Raw genomic sequence first — 18,054 nt, forward strand, 5'->3', positions numbered from 1 at the left:
CCCCTACTCGTCAATGTCATCCATCTGTTCGGCTTTCCTCGGGCTGAAGCGGTAGTCGTCCTTTGGTCGATAAAGTTGCGGACGCATGCCAAAAAATTGAATCGGTGCCCGAATGAAGCTGTCTTTCAGGTCCGCAAAACGCAGCGGATATACCGGGTGAAGATACGGACGTCCCAGGCTTGTTTGGCGCAGCAAATGTGTGAGCAAAAAACTTACTCCTACCGCGATCCCGAATCCGCCCCAAAACCCTGCGAGCAAAATGATCGGAAAGCGAAGCACACGAATAACCGCACCTAAGATATAGTTGGGCGAACTGAATGATGACAGTGCCCCCAAAGCGACGATGATAATCAAAATGTTGCTGGTGAACCCCGCTTGTACAATGGCTTGTCCGATCACGATACCGCCTACGATACCGATCGTTTGCCCGATTTTGGTCGGCAACCGGGCGCCGGCTTCGCGCAAAAGCTCAATGATTCCCTCCAGCATGATCGCTTCGAACAAGGGCGGGAACGGTACTCGCGAGCGGGATTGGGCAAGCGAGATCAACAGATCGGCCGGGATAATTTCATAATGATAGGTCAGCGCCGCTACATATGCAGGTGTCAGCAGCAAGGCGAGAAACATCGCCAGGAAACGCAAGAGACGCAAAAATGTAGAAATGCTCCAACGAAAATACGAATCCTCTGTCGCCTGGAATAATTGGATGAACGTAACTGGACCGAGTATGGCTAATGGACTTCCTTGTACGAAAACGACGACTTGCCCTTGCAAAAGGCCCGCAACGGCTCGATCCGGCCGCTCTGTGAGGACCAGCTGCGGAAATACACAAAACTCTTTGTCCTTGATGTATTGGACCAGCATGCTCGCATCGATCACGCTATCGACCATGAGATCATGGATGCGTTGCCGGACTGTTTGCACATTTTCTTCATCGGTTATGCCGTCCATATACACCAGCGCGATTTCAGTGGGCGCGGTTTCACCGACAATCATTCGTTCATGAAACAAGCGCGGCGATCGAATATATTTGCGAATCAACGCGAGGTTGATTTCCAGCGACTCCACAAATGAATTTTGCGGTCCCAGAATATTTGTTTCATTCTCAGGCGGGCTGACTTGACGCGATACGGTGTTTTTGACCGGAAAATAAATCCCGTACTCCGCTTGTTCCAGCTGGATGTAGGCGCCGCCGCTCAGTAAACAGTCAATGATCTGGTTCTCGTCGAAAATTCGCTGCTCTTCCGATACGCCGATTTCGCGCTCGATTTCGGGCATCGTGATCGTCGATCCATTCATCCCCTGCAGGCGCGGGATGAGATATTGATAAATGACTTTTTGATCCGTCAACGTGCTCAAATAATAGAGGCGGATGACACCGCCATCCGTTTCGATATGATCGATTTTTAAATCTGCCGTGTTGGAAACCCATCGCTGAAACGACTGCTCCATCTTGTTGTCAACTCCCGCTTGCCTGGGATCATCGATTGCGCGATGACGGACTAAACTTGGTTAAAGCATTCCCACGTTTACCCAATCCCATACGAATGAAAGAGGGCTTCCCTGGCGTGTATAACCGGGAAGCCCTCTTGTTTACAGGTTGATTTACAGGTTGATGATCTTGGTAGCGATGGTTTTACAAAATGCGCGGTCGTATTGTTTTTTTAGCTGTCGCCCTTCATTTTACAGCAGATAAAAGCGGTCATTTTTTCTAAACTTACGCTGAGTAATTATGGCCCTTTGGTAAAAAATTATAGGACTAACGATCGTAACTATAGCTAAGCTTAGCTTTTGTCTAGGAGCGCAAGATGAATTCATTTGTTAAGCGAAAAGGAAATCCTTATAAGGGTGATGCTATGTTTTACAGATTTGTTATACTTTGTATGACTCTATGTCTCGTAATCCTAAAAGCGGACTACACGTTTTCCTTTCATTCAAGCATATGTAAGCCTAGAATTGTTGAAGTGAAAACCTTACCACTACCTTTAGAGGGTACGAGTGTTGTCTTACCTGCCGGAGCAGGAACTTAAACCATAAAAATAAATGCTGAATGTACAACAAAAGTGAATTTTTGGATTGCCCCAACTGGAACAGCAGTACAAAAATATAGATTTGTAGGGGACGGAATTAGAGAGAAGAATGGATGGTCTTTCAACTGGGAGTATAAAGATAAAATTTATTTAGATCATATTATAGTAGAGGCAATTGGGGAAAATAACCAAAAAGATAGATACTTCATAAAAATAGAAAAAGACGTAACCCAGTAGTAAAAATCACTGCTGGGTTACGTTTAGCATGATCAGCCCAATATCTAGCCCCTTCTTGTCGCATAATGCCAGTGCCTTGTCCACTTTGATCATACGTTCCTTTTCGGTATCCAGTCTCAATTTTTACAGCTAAAGCCCCAGCCCTTAGCGATTCGTCTTTCCAACTTGAGCTAAGACCCCATCCATTAGGAAGGACATTCTTTACATAATCATAGAATGGAACGAGTACAGTACAATCACAGGCGCATTCTACTCCTGGTTAACCGCACTCTCATTCATATACAGCACTTCCCACAAGTGTCCGTCGAGATCCTGGAAGCTCCAGGTGTACATGAAATCCCCATGCGATACCGGATCATTGAAAGGCTTGCCGCCTGCCGCGAGCGCTTTTGACACAAGCTCGTCGACTTGTTCCTTGCTCTCGACGGATACGGCTACGATCACTTCCGTACCGGTTGTCGTATCGATGATGTCTTTTTTGGTAAACGTCTTGAAAAACGCTTCAACCAGCAGCATGGCGTAACTATTTTCGCCGATGATCATGCAGGCGGCGTTTTGATCCGTGAATTGCGGATTGAATTCAAAGCCGACTTTTGCGAAAAACTCCATCGTTGCGTTCAAATCTTTAACAGGCAGGTTGACGAAAATTTGTTTTGCTGTTGCTCCCATTCACGATCACCTCATCGAATGATTGAACTCTTCTAAGATGCTACCTACTTTATCACAGGATGTGGCAGATGGTTTCTTCTCGATTGCGGTCTTGCTGGCTTGATGTGGGAAGAAAGGATTGACAGTGGACAAGCGGGGATGATAGATTTCCCTTTTTAGAGAGTTTGATCGAAGGGCGAGAAATTGCGATGTGGTGGGAGTGAGTTGGGGCAGGAAAAATCGTAGCGGGGATTTCGTTACTTCTGATTGTAGATATAGAACTAATGTGGATTCGATGGTTGATTTTTACCTGTGCGCCATTTTTGGTACTTTCGTTCAACTTCAGCATATTAAATCGAAAAAAACAGCCGATCCAACAGGACGGTCATTCAACGCTCCCACCTGTCGGATCGGCTGCTTCCCTGTGCATGTGACTGATTACTGCTGCTGTTTTGCCATCAATCGTTCGCACCATTTGATATAAAGCCGCTCGTACTCCACGCCGAATTCTACTACCGAGAGGCTTGAGGCGATCGGATCTTGCTCATTGCCGGGCGTTCGCATCGTTTCAAGCTCGGCTAATTTTTCAAGATAGGCTGCCAGCCTTTCTTCGTGCTGTTTTTTGATCCATGCGAGCTGTTCATGCATTTTTTCCGGCGCGACCAACCAGGAGTTGTACGCTTTGAGCAAAAAATTATCGCGGATATGCTCGACTTCTCCAGGTTCCATCGTCCATTCGATGATGGCTTGGCGTCCGCTTTCGGTTATTTCGTATACTTTCCGCGCTGGGCGGTATGTAAGCTGCTCAACGCCTTGCAGCCTGATGAGCCCTTCTTCCTCCATTTTCGCCAATTCCGGATAAACCTGGTTGCTGCCGGCTTTCCAAAACGGTCCCAGCCGATTGTTCATCTGCTGCTTGATATCGTACCCGCTGAGCGGCTCACGCGCCAATAACGACAACAGCGCATAACGAATTGGGCTCATGACAACAACTCCTCTTTTCATGAACAAAAATAACATAGGTTCATTTTACTATAGTATCAGCTCGTCTGTTTGGCAACTGCTGTTTTTTACGCCTAGCTGTGGTGCTGGACATACCGGTTCGCTTTGCTGATGGTGCGAATCCACTCGATTTCATCGGCTTGCAGCTGTACATGTCCTGCCGCTGCGTTCGCCAAAAGCTGCTCCGGTCTGCTTGCTCCGGGAATCACCGTCGCGACGGCAGGGTGTGCGAGTGCATAGCGAAGTGCGATTTGCGATAAGGAACGGCTGTCATCGGCAAGCTCCTCCAGCTTATCCAGCATGGCGATGAGCGCGTCACGGCTGTAATCAAGGTATCCTTCTTGCGCCTTTTCCCGAAAGCGCTCGCTGATCAGCCCGCTTGCCACTGGTCCGCGAACGATCGCGTTGATGCCGTGCTGCTCCAAAAGCGGCAGCACCTCTTCTTCCGGTCGACGATCGAGAATGCTGTACTGCGTCATCAAACTGACGATCCGGGAGCGTTTCACATACTCGCGAATCACATTGGGGCGGATCGAAGAGATGCCGTAATAGCGGATGACGCCTTCGCGTTTCAGCTCTTCAAACGCCTCGATCGTCTCGTCGATATTGTCTTCCAATGTGCCGCCATGCAGCTGGTACAGATCGATGTAATCGGTTTGCAAGCGCTGCAGGTTGCCTTTGACCGCTTCCTTGATGTAGGCTTTGGTCGGGTCCCAAACCCAGCCCTCTTTTCCCGGGATTCTTCTGTTGCCCACTTTTGTCGCCACCACGAGCTTGTCCCGTCTGCCCTTGATCGCTTTGCCCAGCAGCACTTCGTTTTGTCCATAATCATATAAATCGGACGTATCGAAAAAATTGACGCCAAGATCCATCGCTTCATGCAAAAGCGAGAGCGCTTTTGGCTCATCCGTGCCGATCGACATGCATCCAAAGCCGATTTCGCTGACCACAAGCTCGGATGGTCCCAGTTTGTTGTACTTCATCGCGGTCTCCTCCATTCCCGTCGCACACATTCGTCATTGCTTCTTATTGTACCATCAATCCATTCTTTTTTTGAAAATGACTTCTGCCCGTAAGCTGCAACCGATGTATTCGAAGCGTTCGTAAACCCTGAGAACATGGCGCATTATTGGTTTACTTCCGGCTCAGGCAGATGGGAGCAGGGAAAAACCGTCACATTGCGCTATGAAGAATACAACGCGCAGCTGAATATTACCATCTTGGAAATCGAAGAAAATAAAAAAACCGGTGGGGCGGCGAAGAAGAACACACCGTAGTAAATTGTGTTTGAAACGAAAAAAACGTGGCCGCCCAGAACATTGATTGGATGTTCTGAACCGCCACGTTTTTATTGAAGAAACGCGGACTGCTTTCTCTAGGCAACCTCACTCATTTTTTCGGGACGACATGGATTGCATGTCCGAGCACGTGTGCCGCTGCCTCTACCCATATTTCACTGAGTGTCGGATGCGGATGCATCGTCAGCGCGACATCTTCGACGCGTGCGGCCAATTCCAGCGCAAGCGCGCCTTCCCCGATCAAATTCGAAGCATCTGCGCCGACGACATGCATTCCGAGCAGCAGGTGGCTGTCGGCATCGACGATCACTTCCGCAAAACCGTCCGGCTCCAGGGTTGCAAGCGCTCGGCCGTTTGCCCGATACGGGAAGGAAGCCGTCTTTACCTGATATCCTTGCGCTTCCGCCTCGGCGCGAGTCAAACCGACTCCGGCCACCTGCGGTTCTGTGAAGATCACGTATGGGACGAGCGGCGAGTCGACTGCGCTGGGCAAGCCGCTGATCGCTTCTGCCGCGACGATTCCTTGCTTTGTTGCACGGTGGGCAAGTGCCGGGCCCGGTGTCACGTCGCCGATCGCATAAATGTGCGGCTGATTGGTCCGGCACTGTTCATCCACCGGTATGTACCCGCGCGAGTCAGTCGCTACTTGTGCCTGCTCCAATCCGATGCTTGCGGTGTTTGGAATCCGCCCGATGGTAACGAGCGCTTTCTCGGCGTGGAGTCGCTCCTCCCCGTCCGCCTCGGAAAAGACAGTCATCTCCACCTTCTGATCCACGACTTCTACCGCTTGCACTTTCGTTGCCGTTTTTACCGTGATGCCGAGCTTTTTCGCCTGTTTCGCCACTTCTGCGGCCAAATGCGGCGCCACCTGCGGCAAAATTCGCTCAGCCGCTTCGACGATGGTAATTTTGCTTCCCAGCTTGGCGAGTGCCATCCCGAGTTCCATCCCGATGTAGCCGCCACCGATGATGGCGAGGCTCGCAGGGACTTCTTCGAGTTGGAGCACATCCGTGGAATCGAGCACATGCGTGCCGTCCACCTGCACAAATCCGGGGATCAGCGGTCGCGAGCCTGTCGCAATAATCGCCTGCCCAAACTTGTAAACCTCGAAGTCGCCGCCCGTTTCCACCCCTACGCGATTGCCTGCCATAAAAGCCGCCTCGCCATAAACGACCGTTACGCCGTTGGCTTGGCAAAGCTGCGAGACACCTTTCGTCAACTGGCCGACCACCGCGCCCTTCCATTCCTGCCACCCTTGCAAATCGAACTGCGCTTCACCTGCCGGCAAGCGGATGCCGAGCTTGGCCAGGCTCTGCAGCTTGTGAAATTCACCCGCTGCATGGATCAGCGCCTTGGAAGGGATGCACCCGCGGTTGAGACAGACGCCGCCCAGCTGTGCTTTTTCGACCAAAACGACCGAATGCCCCAGCTGGCCGAGGCGGATGGCAGCAGCATATCCACCCGGCCCGCCGCCGATGACGATTACATCTGTTTCGACTGCCACTTCTCCGACTACCATCTATACCATCTCCGCCATCAATAGATTCGGCTCTTCCAGCAGTTCCTTGATCCGGTTGGTGAACCGCACTGCCGTCACGCCGTCAATGAGCCGATGGTCGAACGACAGAGACGTGTTCATCATCTGCCGGATGACACCCGTATCATCCCGTACGACCCATCTTTTCTCCAGCTTGTGCAAAGCAAGAATCGCGACCTCGGGGTGATTGATGATCGGCGTCGCCTGAAGCCCGCCGATCGGGCCGACGTTGCTGATCGTGAAGGTTCCGTCTGTCATATGTTCGCGCTTCAGCTTGCCATCCCGTGCCAGCGCAGCCAGCTGGACGATTTCCTCGGCGAGCTGAAATATCGTTTTGCGATCCGCGTCCTTGATCACCGGAACGACCAGACCGTCTGCTGTATCGACAGCGATCCCGATGTTGTAATAATGCTTCAGGATGATTTCATTCGTCTCGTCATCGATCGAAGCGTTGAAGGTCGGGAATTCCTTTAATGCGATTACCAGCGCTTTGATAAAAAACGGCAGATAGGTAAGCTTGATGTTGCGCTTGGCTGCGTGCGGCTTCAAGCTTTCACGGAGCGCGATCAACCGATCCAGCTCCAGCTCGTCAACCGAGGTGACGTGCGGAATGATGGTAACAGATTTGACCATATGCTCCGCGATTTTTTTCCGCATGCCGCGCAAGGGAAGCCGCTCTTGACGAGGCATCGTTTCACGATTCGCCGTTGGATCGTGATGTGGCTGCGCTTCGCGTTGCAGCATCGTTTCACGATGCCGCTCCGAAATCGGCTGTTCCACACCGGATTGCTTCCTCTCCGGCTGAGCTGCACCCGTCTGCCCTTGTGCGCCGCTGCCGTTTGCATTCACTGCCGCCGTATTGCCAGACAATCCGCCTGTTTCGGTTTTGGCTGCAACCGTTGCGCCTGATTTTCCTGCGGCATACAAACGAACATCCTCTTCTGTCACCCGACCACTTGCCCCGGTCCCGCGCACTTGCTCAATGTCAACCGCCAGCTCGCGAGCCAGCTGCCGGACATATGGTGTCGCGAGCGCCCTGCGAAAGCCAGGAACGGTAGACATAAAGGGAGCGGTTCCCTGCTGCTTCCCTGTTTCTGCTGCTTTTGTCCCAGGCTCCGCTGTGCCGCAATTCTGCATGTTTGTTTGCTGCTCTGCCTCTGCTGACGATGCTCCCGTATCGATCAGCAACAGCGTGTTCCCGACCTCGATCGTCGCCCCTTCCGCAAAAAAAATCTCGCGTACGACGCCGGAAACGGGAGCTGTCAGTTCCGCCGTTACTTTATCGGTCTGCACCTCGAAAATCGGCTGATCCTGCGTCACTGGCTCACCTGTTTTGACCAGCACGCGCAAAATCTCGCCCTCATGCATGCCTTCTCCCACATCCGTGAATTTAAACTCAACCATTCCGCCCGTTCCTCCTGTCCTAGAACATCATCGTCTCTACGATCCCTTGCTTGACCCGCCCGCTTGTCGGCAAATAGTCGTCCTCGATGGAAAACTGCGGCACGGGTACATCGAACCCGGCGATCCGTTTGACCGGGGCGCGCAAATAGATCAGCGCTTCCTCGTTGATGATCGAGACGATCTCTGCTCCCAAACCAGCCGTTTTGTGCGCCTCGTGAACGACGAGCGCACGACCCGTTTTCTTCACCGACTGGACGATCGTGTCGCGGTCCAGCGGATAGAGCGTCCGCAGGTCGACCACCTCACACGTCCAGCCGCGCTCCCGTTCGATTTGCTTCGCCGCGTCCTCGGCTACCCGCAGCATCGCGCCCCACGCAAAGATGGAAAGATCGCTGCCTTCCTTCACCACCCGTGCGACGCCGAGCGGGACGCGATAGCGCTCTTCCGGCACTTCTTCCTTGAACGCGCGATACATCTTGGTCGGTTCCAAAAACAGCACGGGGTCCGGATCTTCGATTGCGGAAATGAGCAGCCCTTTTGCATCATACGGAGTGGCCGGCACCACAACCTTTAATCCCGGCACCTGGGCAAACATCGCTTCCACGCTCTCGGAATGCAGCTCCGGCCCGCGGATGCCGGCTCCATACGGCGCACGGATGACCATCGGCACATGATACTGCCCCCGGGTACGGTAGCGCATCCGCGCTGCATGGGAGACAATCTGTTCAAAACCCGGATAAATGAATGCGAGAAACTGGATTTCCACGATCGGCAGCATGCCGTTTAACGCCAAACCGATCGCCGAGCCGATAATGCCTGCCTCCGCTAATGGCGTGTCGACGATGCGGGATGGGCCGAATTTTTCCAACAGCCCTTCCGATGCGCGGAAAACTCCGCCATTGACGCCAATGTCCTCGCCGAGCAGCATGACGCGCGAGTCATCGGTAAGTTTTTGTTCCATCGCTTCCGTAATCGCCTGGATGATCGTCAGCTTTCTGCTCATGCCGGCACCTCTTTCTTTTGCTCAGGTTCTTGCAGTTCTTGCTCCTGCTCTTTCACCATCCAGGTTGGCTCCGCATAGACATGCTTGAACATATCGGCAGGCGTTGATTTCGGATAGCTTTCCGCTTCGGCCAATGCGGCGTCGATCCGCTCTGTCACCTGCTTTTGCAGCGCAGCTTCCTTCACGTCGTCCCACAAACCGTTTTGTTCCATATATCGTTTCAAGCGAGAGATTGGATCTCGCTGTGTTCTCCACTCTTCGGCCAGCGCGTCCTGATCGCGATATTTTTTCGGATCGTCCGCTGTCGTGTGAGCGCCGTAGCGATGGGTAACAGCCTCGATCAAGGTTGGACCCTCACCGCGCAAACCACGCTCCATCGCCGCTTTCACGGTCAGCCATACCGCGAACACGTCATTGCCGTCGATGCGCACGCCCGGGATGTCATAGGCGGCTGCGCGCTGCGCGATCGTTTCCGAGGAGGACTGCTGGGAAAACGGCACGCTGATCGCAAACCCGTTGTTTTGGCAAAGAAAAATCGTCGGGGTTTTGAAAACGCCGGCGAAATTCAGCGCTTCATGGAAGTCACCCTCCGAGCTGGCTCCGTCACCGAAAAATGCGAGGCTCACATGCGGCTCCTGCTTCAGCTTGCTTGCCCAGGCGGTACCGACGGCGTGCACCATCTGCGTCGCGATCGGCACGCAAGGCGGCATGATGTGTTTCCCCTCCGGGCTGATACTGCCCTCCATGTGTCCCATCCAATACAAAAAGACGCGTGATAGCGATTGTCCATGAACAATTGCCGCCGCATGGTCGCGGTAGGTAGGGAACAGCCAATCGCCCGGTGTGAGCGCGATCGCGCTGCCGACCTGTGACGCCTCCTGCCCTTCGAAAGGCGCGTACGTCCCCATTCTTCCTTGACGCTGCAAAAGAATCGATTTACGGTCAAAGGCACGTACCAGCACCATCTGCTCGTACATGCTCACAATCGTTTTTTCATCCAGACGCCCTTCGATGTTTTCCAGAAGCTCTCCTGCCGGCGTCAACACTTGATACAGTGCTGTCATTCGGATCCCCCGCTTTCATCTGAATCATACCCATTTCAAATGTTCTTGCAATCGTTTACAATAAAAAGCAAGTAGCGTGCCAAACGTTTTTTCGCGACAGCGTGCAGAAAACGTCAGGAGAGCGATGAACCAACCACTCGAATTGCATATGCAATTTTGCGCATCGATGATTCATTCTGACTATTCGGTGAAGGTTGCGGCTTCACCCTTTCATCTTAGTACGCAAGTTACCTATCGGCGAAAAGGAGGGGCGGGTTTTGTTTAAAACCAAATACTTTCAGACCAATGATCACAACGAGCTGGTGCGTCTGATCACCACGATTTTCAATACATCCCATGACGGCCTCGCGATCTGCGACGGCAACGGCCACATTCTCCTCTACAACGAAGCGTACCTGCACCTCACCGGCATTGAGGCATCCGTCCTCGACACGTACAGCTTCATCGAGCAGGTAGAGAAAAAGCTGGTCGCCGATTCCTCCGCCGTCAAGGCGATCCAGACCAAAAAAACATACAGCGTCGCCATCGACTACGGCAATGGACGCAAGACGATCAACACGGCCACCCCCGTTCTCGATCAAAACCAGGAAATCTTGTTCGTCGTCGGCAATGTGCGGGATATTACCGAGCTTAACCAGCTGCAAAAAGAGCTGGAGGACACGAAAGAAATCAATTCCCAGTTCCAGAAGGCGCTAGAGCAAATCCAGAATAGCGGCGAGGCGGATGCACAGCTTGTCTATCGCAGCAGCGCCATGCACCGCGTCGTCGGCCTGGCGGAACGGTTCGCGAAGAACGACTCGCCCCTTCTGCTTCTTGGCGAGTCAGGCGTCGGCAAAGATGTGCTGGCCCATTACGTTCACCAGCAAAGCGGACGCAGCGGCGATTTTGTCAAAATTAACTGTGGCGCGATTCCGGATCACTTGCTGGAATCCGAGCTGTTCGGCTACGAAAAAGGAGCGTTCACCGGGGCGAACCAGTCGAAGGAAGGCCTCATCGAGCTTGCGCATGAAGGGACGATTTTTTTGGATGAGATCGGGGATTTGCCCTATCCACTGCAGGTCAAGCTGCTGAACGTGTTGCAGGACGGCAAAATCCGCCGGTTGGGGGGAAAGGAATCGCGGCGCGTCGACATGCGGATCATCGCTGCAACCAATTGCGATTTGGAGGAAATGGTGGCGCAAAAGCGGTTCCGCCAAGACTTGTACTACCGGCTCAACGTCCTGTCGATCACGATACCAGCCTTGCGGGAGCGGCACGAGGACATACCCGCGCTGATTTTTACTTTTCTCAAAAAACTGGAACAAAAATACCAGGCGGAAAAACGCGTGGACGGCGAAGCGCTGGAATGCTTGGTCAGCTATGCGTGGCCAGGAAACATCCGCGAGCTGAAAAACGTCATCGAGCGCGCCTATCATACGTGTGACAACGGCAAAATTTCGGTTGAGGATCTGCCTGCATCGATGCGAACAGCCAAACCGGCCCCGACAACGTATGCCATGGCACAGCCGCATGATGAGCTTTCGTTAAAAGATGCGGTGCATCGATTCGAGCAGGCGTACATCAGCGGCATGCTGGCGAAGACCTCGACGATGCAGGAATGCGCCGACAAGCTGGGTGTGAACATCTCGACATTGGTGCGCAAAAAGCGGAGTCTGAGAATCAAGTGACGGGGAAGCGTCTTCCTCTTTTGAAACCGAAAAACGCACGCCACCAGCACATTGTTTGCTGGCAGGCGTGCGTTCTTTTGTCGGGATCATGTGCAAAAGCGTGCCGGGCTGCCGCCCCTGTTACCCTCTTCCGCCTGGTGGTTGTTGAATCCGGCAATTATGGAAAGCGGTGATTTTCCATTCGCCGTCACGTTTGACAACCACATTGGTATTGATCGAGCCGCGGTCGCCTGACTGCGCATGCGGCTCCGGCAGCTTCGCTTCGCCCAGCGCGTGGACGATTGCGACTTCCGGTGTGACAAAACGCGGACGGAAATCGGATAATGCGCTGGATTCCAGAATCGAACTTTTGAGCGGACCGGCAAACAGCCACTGGTGCACCTCTGCGATTTGCTTTCGCCCCTTCAAATGCTGCCCCATGAAGGTGACATAATCCGCGTCATCTGTAAAGCAAGCGCCAAAACCTTCGCCATCCCCTCGATTCCACGCCTCGCTTAACGCTGCAAACAACTCGTGCATCGCTTTTACTTCTTGTTCCTGATTTTTCATTTGAACCGCTCCTTCGCTCATGGATTGAATTGTGGTGCATGTTTGGTTGTGGTAAGCTTTGTAATGAAAATAGCTTAGATGATCCTATATCTTAGTCATGTAATTATCTTGATGCATCGAGATATTATTCATTTTACACCGGAGGTTTTGTCATGTCAACGAATGAATCTGACTTTTTTGCGCCTGCTCTTTCGCCAGCCCAGTGGGAACTGCTTCAAGAGTTACGGCGCAATAGTGCGAGAGCTGTCATGTTTCACCAAAAAATTTCGGAAAAGCTCGGTTTGAACGCCACCGATCACAAGTGCCTGGATTTTCTGAATCAGGAAGGTCCCGCAACCGCCGGAAGGTTGGCGGAACTCACCGGATTAACGACGGGAGCCGTCACGAGCGTGATCGATCGCTTGGAACAGGCCGGTTATGTGGTGCGGGACAAAGACCCCAATGACCGCAGACGCGTGCTGGTCAAACCGGTCGAGGGCGGCGCACAACACATCTCCCCTTTCTTCCAATCCGTCTTTCAGGCAACGGTTCAGCTCTTGTCTGCCTACAGCGAACAAGAAATTCGCTTGATCCTGGATTTCATCAAACGATCAAACGAGCTGACTCTCGCTGAGATGGCAAAATTGGATCAACAGCATGAAGGCTGAGCGATGAACAGGAACGATCAAAAACAATCAAAAACAGCGGCTCCCTGTGACGTGGCAAGGTGAGTCGCTGTTTCATTTCGTGCAACGGGTTGTCCGCAAAAGCATGTGCATCCGCGCCGGGCGAGCATGAAGCTGAGCAAAAACGACCTTCGCTTTCCACCAACGGCTTCGAAAACAATGACACGTCTACCGTGTTCCTTTTTCATCCGTTCTTGGAAGGCGAAGGCCGTTTTATTCAGGCCTGATCGGGCCATTTATACGTATAAAAGCGCTCCTGCGTAAGCCAGCGGCGCATCGGCGAATTCGGTGAGGCAAGCTCCTCTTTTATGTTCTCCAGCATTTTTGCCGTCTGGGTAAAGTGCGCTTTGATCGCCTGCATCTTTTCTTCAGCGACACTGCTGATGTCAACCAGCCGGTCAGGCTCACCCAATACCTCCAGATGGTTGTGGGAAAATGCGTGGCAATACAGAACAGGACGCTCTGCCAGCGGAAAACGCATCATCGCCTCGATGGTCGCTTCCGCCATCGCTTCATGGTCCGGATGCACGCAATGCCCCGGATAGTACGTATACACGACCGTTGGGTGGATCTCCAGCATCGTTTGGTAAATCCGCTCGACAAGCGCTGCTCGATCCTCGAACTCAACCATTTTGTCATGGTACCCCATCATTCTGAGGTCGGAAATGCCGAGCACGCGGCATGCTTCCTGCAATTCGCGCTTGCGGATTTGCGGAAGCGTCTCACGGTTGGCAGTGATCGGACTGCCCATTTGGCGACCCATTTCACCGAGCGTGCCGCACAAATAGGTGATCGGCGTACCGGCTTTTGCATGAAGAATCAGACTGCCTCCCAGACCGAACGTTTCATCGTCCGGATGAGGAAAAACAACAAGTACATGAGGCTTCATTGCTCTTCCTCCTTTCCATGCGAAAATGGTGTGGCACTTAGCTGGAATGCGACAGAAAGGCGGCCTTCGTGATCATGGCCGGCGAGCAGCAACCGCGTTTGCTCCCCTGCTTCCCAATCCGTCAACCCTTCTGCATACACCCAGCCGTGCGCCAGCTTCAAACCGACGCGATACGGCCCTTCACCGGCAATCGAGCCGCGTTCGAACCGGATCGGCACGTTCCGCACGAAAGCCCCGACCGAAATCGAGCGTTCGCCGCGCAGGACCGCATATGAGCCATCTGTCGTTTCAATATGGAGAAACACTTCGCGATTGGCAAAGCTTTCGATGATCGTTTGCACTTTATCTTTCTGGATCGGCTCCATGGACCCTTCCTCCTGATCGTTACACCGTTTCTTACATTGTAGCGCGTCCGTTTTGGAAAAAACAGAGAGAAGAACACTTCGCTCCTCTATAACACCCGCTTCAACGCGCAATCTGCTGTTTGGCTGGCATTAGCCTGCTTGTCTTGTGCCGTTTCTGCGTCCGTCTTGCAGATGAATGATGATCGTGCGCATATGAGCATGCCCGCATTTCGGGCAGATGCCCTGTGTCGGCGCCATGGTCATGCAACGGTCGCAAACATAGCGATGAAACGTATTGGCTTTCTGCATGTGTTTCCCTCCTTTCCTATTCGATGTATGCACGATGGAAAAAAACCGTACCGGACTGTACGATTGTGATACAGTCCGGTACGGAGCATCTCTTAGATATGCTGGTTGATCAAGTTGAGCAGATTCGCTTTCGGCTGGTAACCGACGAACGTTTCCATCATTTGCCCATCCCGGAACAGCACTAGCGTAGGGATACTCATGACACCGTATTGTTGTGTTACCTCCCATTATCGTATTCGGGTTTTTCTGATCTATGCCAAGCCTTCTTTTATGAAGGCATATCCGATGGCCGCAGCCGATTTCGGGTCCGCAGCGCAGCGCTTCGTTTTTTCTCACGATCCGCCGATCGTTGCCTTGCGATGATCAGGTCGGCGTACAAATCGCGAAACCACGCCTCGTCGCGCGTCAGCAGCGCCAGATCGATAGCATCGAGAATTTGTTCCTCGGTCTCAATCGCGGTCACCGGATACTTTTCGACGCTATGCGTATACAGCTCGACCGATCTTCCTACCGAGTCCGCCAGATCGCTGTCGACCACATACACGTTGGCAATCCCTTGCATCAGATCGACCGATTCGATAAAGCCATGCAGCAATTCACCGCTTTTCGCCTTTGCCTTGACCCAATCACCCACGCTAAGCTGGTAATGGTTTTGCATCGTCATCACGTTTCACCCCTGATTTTTAAATGTTAGGATATAAATTACAGTTTGACTATTAAAAAAAGCGTCTGTTTTCCTTTCGCCCGGCATCGTACATTTCTCGATTTGTAATTAAAAAGATTACAGTAAGGGTAAAAATGTGGCTGCGTCACAGATGATGACGGAGCCTTTGTTTCGTTTTTTTCAGGAAGAGAAATGTCAGGCACTTCCCTTGCACCCCTTGATTTTTTCGAGCACCGAGCTGATCGTGATTTGATTGAGATAATTCGCAAAATAGATTTCAGCTTCAGTGAAGATGTGATCCATCACACCTTGAATGTTCGATGACACCAGACACTCCTGATCGGGATCGCCCGTACACCAGTGCGGCTTCAACGTACCGCAGGAAACGCTGCGATACAGCTGGGCCAATGTTACTTCCTCCGGATTGCAATTGAGGATATAACCGCCCCCGATGCCTTCCTTTGTTTTCACAAAACCGCTTTTGCGCAAGCAGCTCATGATCTTGCGGATTCGTGCCGGATGGGTAGAAACATTTTTGGCAATCAACTCACTGCTCGCCATTCTTTCAGGCAAATACGCCAGAAACACCAAACTGTGCACGGCGATTGTAAATTCACTGTTCACGGAACCAACTTCCTCCTCAAGAAGGATACTGTAATCATAGCGGATACAGTTTATTTCGTCAATAGGTCACATCCCCCGAAGATCAAGCTCCCGATCTTCCTCGACCGCCCGCTTCAACGTCTGCACCATCGTGCCGATCCCCCGGCAATGGGCCAGCGGCCGTTCGATCCGTTGGCCTTCGCCTACCAGTGGCGCAAGCACCGGGACGAACTTTTTGCCGCCAAGCAGGACGATCGTTCCATACTGATCCAACCGTTTGGCTGCCGCGCTTTCACGCAGCGCCTCCACACCGATGATCGCCGGATTATCGGTGCCAAACGCGCAATCATAGTTGGCCACGACCCAATCATCAGGTGCAAGGAACCCATGCTTGGCCGACAAGATCAGCCAATCGGCAAAAAAAGCTTTGGCGTACGATTGGCAAGCCTGATGAAACGCGCTGCGGTATGCATCTTTGGCCATCGTCGGTCCCGCTTCCGGCACGATGTCCCATATTTTTTTGGCGCCGCACGGGATGATGCACACTCGTTTTTCCATAGGCTCGCTCTCCTCCCCTTTACCATGGACAAACCTGCTCCAAGAAAAAACACGCTGCACCCGCAGCGTGCTTCACACATTTTTGAATGTCGTTACTGGCCATCTGCCCATGCTTTCAATGTTTTGTCCGACGGCAGCAACAGCGTCAATACGCCCAACAGGGGCAAAAAGCTTACGGCTTGCATGACGAAGCCAAGACCGAATTTGTCGATCAAACCGCCCAGCCCGACTGCGCCAAGCGCGCCTAAGCCGAAAGCGAGGCCGGTGATCAGACCCGAAACCGTGCCGACTTTCCCCGGAATCAAATCCTGGGCGTACACGACGGTCACGGAAAAGCTCGACAGCAGGATGAACCCGTTAAACAACAGGATGACGTAAGCCCAGAACGCATTGGCATACGGCAAAATCAGCGCAAGCGGCGCCGTGCCGAGCAGCGAGAACATCAGCAGGTTGCGGCGGCCGAACGTATCGGACAGCGGTCCACCCATGAACGTCCCGACCGCACCAGCGGCCGCATAAAGGAAAATGTACATTTGCGCCTTATCGAGGCTGATCCCGAATTTGTCCATCAAGTAAAACGGATAGTAGATCGTGATGCCGGACTGGTACCACGAGCGCGCGAACACGAGAAAAATGAGCATGTAAATCGCGAAGGTGATTTTCTTTTTACGCTCGGGGCTGATCGCTCTTGCGGCATTTTTCTTGCGCGCAAGCTCGTTGGTGCGCAAATAATTGCCGTACCATTTGGCAATTTGCCCTTGCACGAAAATGCCGAATGCTGCGACAAGCGTGAACCAGATCGCGCCGATTTGGCCGAGCGGGGCGAATACCAATGCGGTCATGACGGATGCGAGCGACTGGCCGGAGTTGCCGCCGACCTGGAAGATCGACTGGGCCAAACCGCGGCGTGACCCTGCCGCCATGTTGGCCACGCGCGACGCCTCCGGATGGAATACGGCAGAACCAAGGCCGATCAGCAATACGGAAAGCAGCACGAGCCAATAATTCGGTGCGAGGGCGAGCCCCAGCACCCCCAGAAACGTAAAGCCCATCCCGATCGGCAAAATGATCGGTGTCGGACGCCGGTCCGCAAACATCCCGACAACAGGCTGCATGACGGAAGAGGTCATGTTCAGCGCAAACACGATGATTCCCGACTGCATGTAGGTCAGCCGCATCGAATCTTTGAAAATCGGCAGAATGGCCGGCACGATGGCCTGAATCGTGTCGTTGAACAGATGGACCAGGCTGATGGCAAGCAAAATCTTGTAGACCGTTGGCTTCACATCAGGCTGTAAGCTTGGCCGCAGCACCTGTCCCGAGGCGGAAGCATCATTTGAAGTTGACATGACGAGGACCCTTTCTTTTGCAAGATGATTGCGCGATGCCGCAAGTCACTCCCATCAACGATCGGATGATCCTGTACCGGTTTTCCCTTCCGATCCACTAGCGAACGACTTGCGTGTACCCTTTATATTACCGAATTGACAAACAGTTTGGGAAGCTTGCAGGTGCAAAAACAGAAAAAAACGCAAGCAGCATAGGCATTTTGCTTTCATGCTGCTTGCGTTGCGCTCGATTTT

The 18,054-nt window shown here is 52.7% G+C and carries 19 protein-coding genes and 2 pseudogenes; 4 read left to right on the forward strand and 17 right to left on the reverse strand.

The genetic code is table 11. The annotated features are described in order from the left end of the window. Positions 1 to 3 precede the first annotated feature (3 nt). Complete coding sequence (locus ACTID9_RS14425) at positions 4 to 1,452, reverse strand: spore germination protein (protein ID WP_441072268.1); 1,449 nt, start codon at positions 1,450 to 1,452, stop codon at positions 4 to 6. A 611-nt stretch (positions 1,453 to 2,063) separates the two neighbouring features. Here ACTID9_RS14425 and ACTID9_RS14430 point away from each other — a divergent pair. Continuing rightward, complete coding sequence (locus ACTID9_RS14430; protein ID WP_441072270.1) at positions 2,064 to 2,267, forward strand: hypothetical protein; 204 nt, start codon at positions 2,064 to 2,066, stop codon at positions 2,265 to 2,267. A 249-nt stretch (positions 2,268 to 2,516) separates the two neighbouring features. Here ACTID9_RS14430 and ACTID9_RS14435 read toward each other — a convergent pair whose 3' ends face one another. The 3 genes from ACTID9_RS14435 to ACTID9_RS14445 form a co-directional block, all read right to left on the reverse strand. Further along, positions 2,517 to 2,936, reverse strand: coding sequence for a VOC family protein (locus ACTID9_RS14435; RefSeq protein ID WP_441072272.1), 420 nt, complete (start codon positions 2,934 to 2,936; stop codon positions 2,517 to 2,519). 417 nt (positions 2,937 to 3,353) lie between these two features. Next, positions 3,354 to 3,899, reverse strand: a complete 546-nt coding sequence (locus ACTID9_RS14440; protein ID WP_441072274.1) for a PadR family transcriptional regulator — start codon at positions 3,897 to 3,899, stop codon at positions 3,354 to 3,356. Positions 3,900 to 3,991: 92 nt separating this feature from the next. After that, complete coding sequence (locus tag ACTID9_RS14445; RefSeq protein ID WP_441072276.1) at positions 3,992 to 4,900, reverse strand: aldo/keto reductase; 909 nt, start codon at positions 4,898 to 4,900, stop codon at positions 3,992 to 3,994. A 111-nt stretch (positions 4,901 to 5,011) separates the two neighbouring features. Here ACTID9_RS14445 and ACTID9_RS14450 point away from each other — a divergent pair. Continuing rightward, positions 5,012 to 5,194: pseudogene (locus tag ACTID9_RS14450) on the forward strand (hypothetical protein); the annotation flags it as partial. A gap of 112 nt (positions 5,195 to 5,306) precedes the next feature. On the opposite strand, the gene lpdA reads toward ACTID9_RS14450, so the two are convergent. Genes lpdA through pdhA form a run of 4 tightly spaced genes read right to left on the reverse strand, consistent with a single transcriptional unit; the run spans position 5,307 to position 10,223 of the window. Continuing rightward, positions 5,307 to 6,734 (reverse strand): dihydrolipoyl dehydrogenase, encoded by a 1,428-nt coding sequence (gene lpdA, locus ACTID9_RS14455; RefSeq protein ID WP_441072278.1) that lies wholly within the window; start codon positions 6,732 to 6,734, stop codon positions 5,307 to 5,309. Then, positions 6,735 to 8,156: a dihydrolipoamide acetyltransferase family protein gene (locus tag ACTID9_RS14460; RefSeq protein ID WP_441072280.1), complete on the reverse strand. Its 1,422-nt coding sequence runs from the start codon at positions 8,154 to 8,156 to the stop codon at positions 6,735 to 6,737. Between the two features lie 19 nt (positions 8,157 to 8,175). Further along, entirely contained in the window at positions 8,176 to 9,159 is a 984-nt protein-coding gene (locus ACTID9_RS14465; RefSeq protein WP_441072282.1) for an alpha-ketoacid dehydrogenase subunit beta, read from the reverse strand. Then, positions 9,156 to 10,223 carry a pyruvate dehydrogenase (acetyl-transferring) E1 component subunit alpha gene (gene pdhA, locus ACTID9_RS14470; protein ID WP_441072284.1) on the reverse strand — a complete coding sequence of 356 codons (1,068 nt, stop codon included), beginning with the start codon at positions 10,221 to 10,223 and terminating at the stop codon, positions 9,156 to 9,158. Before pdhA ends, ACTID9_RS14465 begins: the two co-directional genes overlap by 4 nt. Positions 10,224 to 10,480: 257 nt before the next feature. On the opposite strand from pdhA, the gene ACTID9_RS14475 reads away from it, so the two are divergent. Beyond that, positions 10,481 to 11,890 carry a sigma-54 interaction domain-containing protein gene (locus ACTID9_RS14475; RefSeq protein ID WP_441072286.1) on the forward strand — a complete coding sequence of 470 codons (1,410 nt, stop codon included), beginning with the start codon at positions 10,481 to 10,483 and terminating at the stop codon, positions 11,888 to 11,890. Between the two features lie 120 nt (positions 11,891 to 12,010). On the opposite strand, the gene ACTID9_RS14480 is transcribed toward ACTID9_RS14475, so the two are convergent. Then, complete coding sequence (locus ACTID9_RS14480) at positions 12,011 to 12,439, reverse strand: SgcJ/EcaC family oxidoreductase (RefSeq protein WP_441072288.1); 429 nt, start codon at positions 12,437 to 12,439, stop codon at positions 12,011 to 12,013. Between the two features lie 152 nt (positions 12,440 to 12,591). Between ACTID9_RS14480 and ACTID9_RS14485 the strand changes: the two genes are divergently transcribed. After that, positions 12,592 to 13,086 carry a MarR family transcriptional regulator gene (locus ACTID9_RS14485; protein WP_441072290.1) on the forward strand — a complete coding sequence of 165 codons (495 nt, stop codon included), beginning with the start codon at positions 12,592 to 12,594 and terminating at the stop codon, positions 13,084 to 13,086. A 235-nt stretch (positions 13,087 to 13,321) separates the two neighbouring features. On the opposite strand, the gene bshB2 is transcribed toward ACTID9_RS14485, so the two are convergent. The 8 genes and pseudogenes from bshB2 to ACTID9_RS14525 form a co-directional block, all read right to left on the reverse strand. After that, entirely contained in the window at positions 13,322 to 13,993 is a 672-nt protein-coding gene (gene bshB2, locus ACTID9_RS14490) for a bacillithiol biosynthesis deacetylase BshB2 (RefSeq protein ID WP_441072292.1), read from the reverse strand. Continuing rightward, positions 13,990 to 14,358, reverse strand: a complete 369-nt coding sequence (locus tag ACTID9_RS14495) for a YojF family protein (protein WP_441072294.1) — start codon at positions 14,356 to 14,358, stop codon at positions 13,990 to 13,992. The genes bshB2 and ACTID9_RS14495 overlap by 4 nt, the downstream gene beginning before the upstream one ends. 129 nt (positions 14,359 to 14,487) lie before the next feature. Continuing rightward, the gene (locus tag ACTID9_RS14500) at positions 14,488 to 14,646 is read right to left on the reverse strand and encodes a hypothetical protein (protein WP_441072296.1); all 159 of its coding nucleotides are present in this window, start codon (positions 14,644 to 14,646) and stop codon (positions 14,488 to 14,490) included. Positions 14,647 to 14,738: 92 nt separating this feature from the next. Beyond that, positions 14,739 to 14,858 (reverse strand): annotated as a pseudogene (locus tag ACTID9_RS14505) (thioredoxin family protein); the annotation flags it as partial. Between the two features lie 56 nt (positions 14,859 to 14,914). Continuing rightward, positions 14,915 to 15,310 carry a hypothetical protein gene (locus ACTID9_RS14510; protein WP_441072297.1) on the reverse strand — a complete coding sequence of 132 codons (396 nt, stop codon included), beginning with the start codon at positions 15,308 to 15,310 and terminating at the stop codon, positions 14,915 to 14,917. A 195-nt stretch (positions 15,311 to 15,505) separates the two neighbouring features. Further along, on the reverse strand, positions 15,506 to 15,934 hold the full coding sequence (locus ACTID9_RS14515; protein WP_441072299.1) for an Rrf2 family transcriptional regulator: 429 nt from the start codon (positions 15,932 to 15,934) through the stop codon (positions 15,506 to 15,508). Positions 15,935 to 16,000: 66 nt separating this feature from the next. Further along, a complete protein-coding gene (locus ACTID9_RS14520) occupies positions 16,001 to 16,471 on the reverse strand; it encodes a DUF6884 domain-containing protein (RefSeq protein WP_441072301.1) in 471 nt (156 codons plus the stop codon). 92 nt (positions 16,472 to 16,563) lie between these two features. Beyond that, complete coding sequence (locus ACTID9_RS14525) at positions 16,564 to 17,820, reverse strand: MFS transporter (RefSeq protein WP_441072302.1); 1,257 nt, start codon at positions 17,818 to 17,820, stop codon at positions 16,564 to 16,566. Between the last annotated feature and the right edge of the window lie 234 nt (positions 17,821 to 18,054).

This window comes from Brevibacillus fluminis (assembly GCF_052072235.1).
GTDB lineage: Bacteria > Bacillota > Bacilli > Brevibacillales > Brevibacillaceae > Brevibacillus_D > Brevibacillus_D fluminis_A.

Coding starts and splice junctions, on each gene's coding strand:
- ACTID9_RS14425 (WP_441072268.1), bottom strand. CDS start 1,452: ATGGAGCAGTCGTTTCAGCGATGGGTTTCCAACACGGCAGATTTAAAA.
- ACTID9_RS14435 (WP_441072272.1), bottom strand. CDS start 2,936: ATGGGAGCAACAGCAAAACAAATTTTCGTCAACCTGCCTGTTAAAGAT.
- ACTID9_RS14440 (WP_441072274.1), bottom strand. CDS start 3,899: ATGAGCCCAATTCGTTATGCGCTGTTGTCGTTATTGGCGCGTGAGCCG.
- ACTID9_RS14445 (WP_441072276.1), bottom strand. CDS start 4,900: ATGAAGTACAACAAACTGGGACCATCCGAGCTTGTGGTCAGCGAAATC.
- lpdA (WP_441072278.1), bottom strand. CDS start 6,734: ATGGTAGTCGGAGAAGTGGCAGTCGAAACAGATGTAATCGTCATCGGC.
- ACTID9_RS14460 (WP_441072280.1), bottom strand. CDS start 8,156: ATGGTTGAGTTTAAATTCACGGATGTGGGAGAAGGCATGCATGAGGGC.
- ACTID9_RS14465 (WP_441072282.1), bottom strand. CDS start 9,159: ATGAGCAGAAAGCTGACGATCATCCAGGCGATTACGGAAGCGATGGAA.
- pdhA (WP_441072284.1), bottom strand. CDS start 10,223: ATGACAGCACTGTATCAAGTGTTGACGCCGGCAGGAGAGCTTCTGGAA.
- ACTID9_RS14480 (WP_441072288.1), bottom strand. CDS start 12,439: ATGAAAAATCAGGAACAAGAAGTAAAAGCGATGCACGAGTTGTTTGCA.
- ACTID9_RS14485 (WP_441072290.1), top strand. CDS start 12,592: ATGTCAACGAATGAATCTGACTTTTTTGCGCCTGCTCTTTCGCCAGCC.
- bshB2 (WP_441072292.1), bottom strand. CDS start 13,993: ATGAAGCCTCATGTACTTGTTGTTTTTCCTCATCCGGACGATGAAACG.
- ACTID9_RS14495 (WP_441072294.1), bottom strand. CDS start 14,358: ATGGAGCCGATCCAGAAAGATAAAGTGCAAACGATCATCGAAAGCTTT.
- ACTID9_RS14500 (WP_441072296.1), bottom strand. CDS start 14,646: ATGCAGAAAGCCAATACGTTTCATCGCTATGTTTGCGACCGTTGCATG.
- ACTID9_RS14510 (WP_441072297.1), bottom strand. CDS start 15,310: ATGACGATGCAAAACCATTACCAGCTTAGCGTGGGTGATTGGGTCAAG.
- ACTID9_RS14520 (WP_441072301.1), bottom strand. CDS start 16,471: ATGGAAAAACGAGTGTGCATCATCCCGTGCGGCGCCAAAAAAATATGG.
- ACTID9_RS14525 (WP_441072302.1), bottom strand. CDS start 17,820: ATGTCAACTTCAAATGATGCTTCCGCCTCGGGACAGGTGCTGCGGCCA.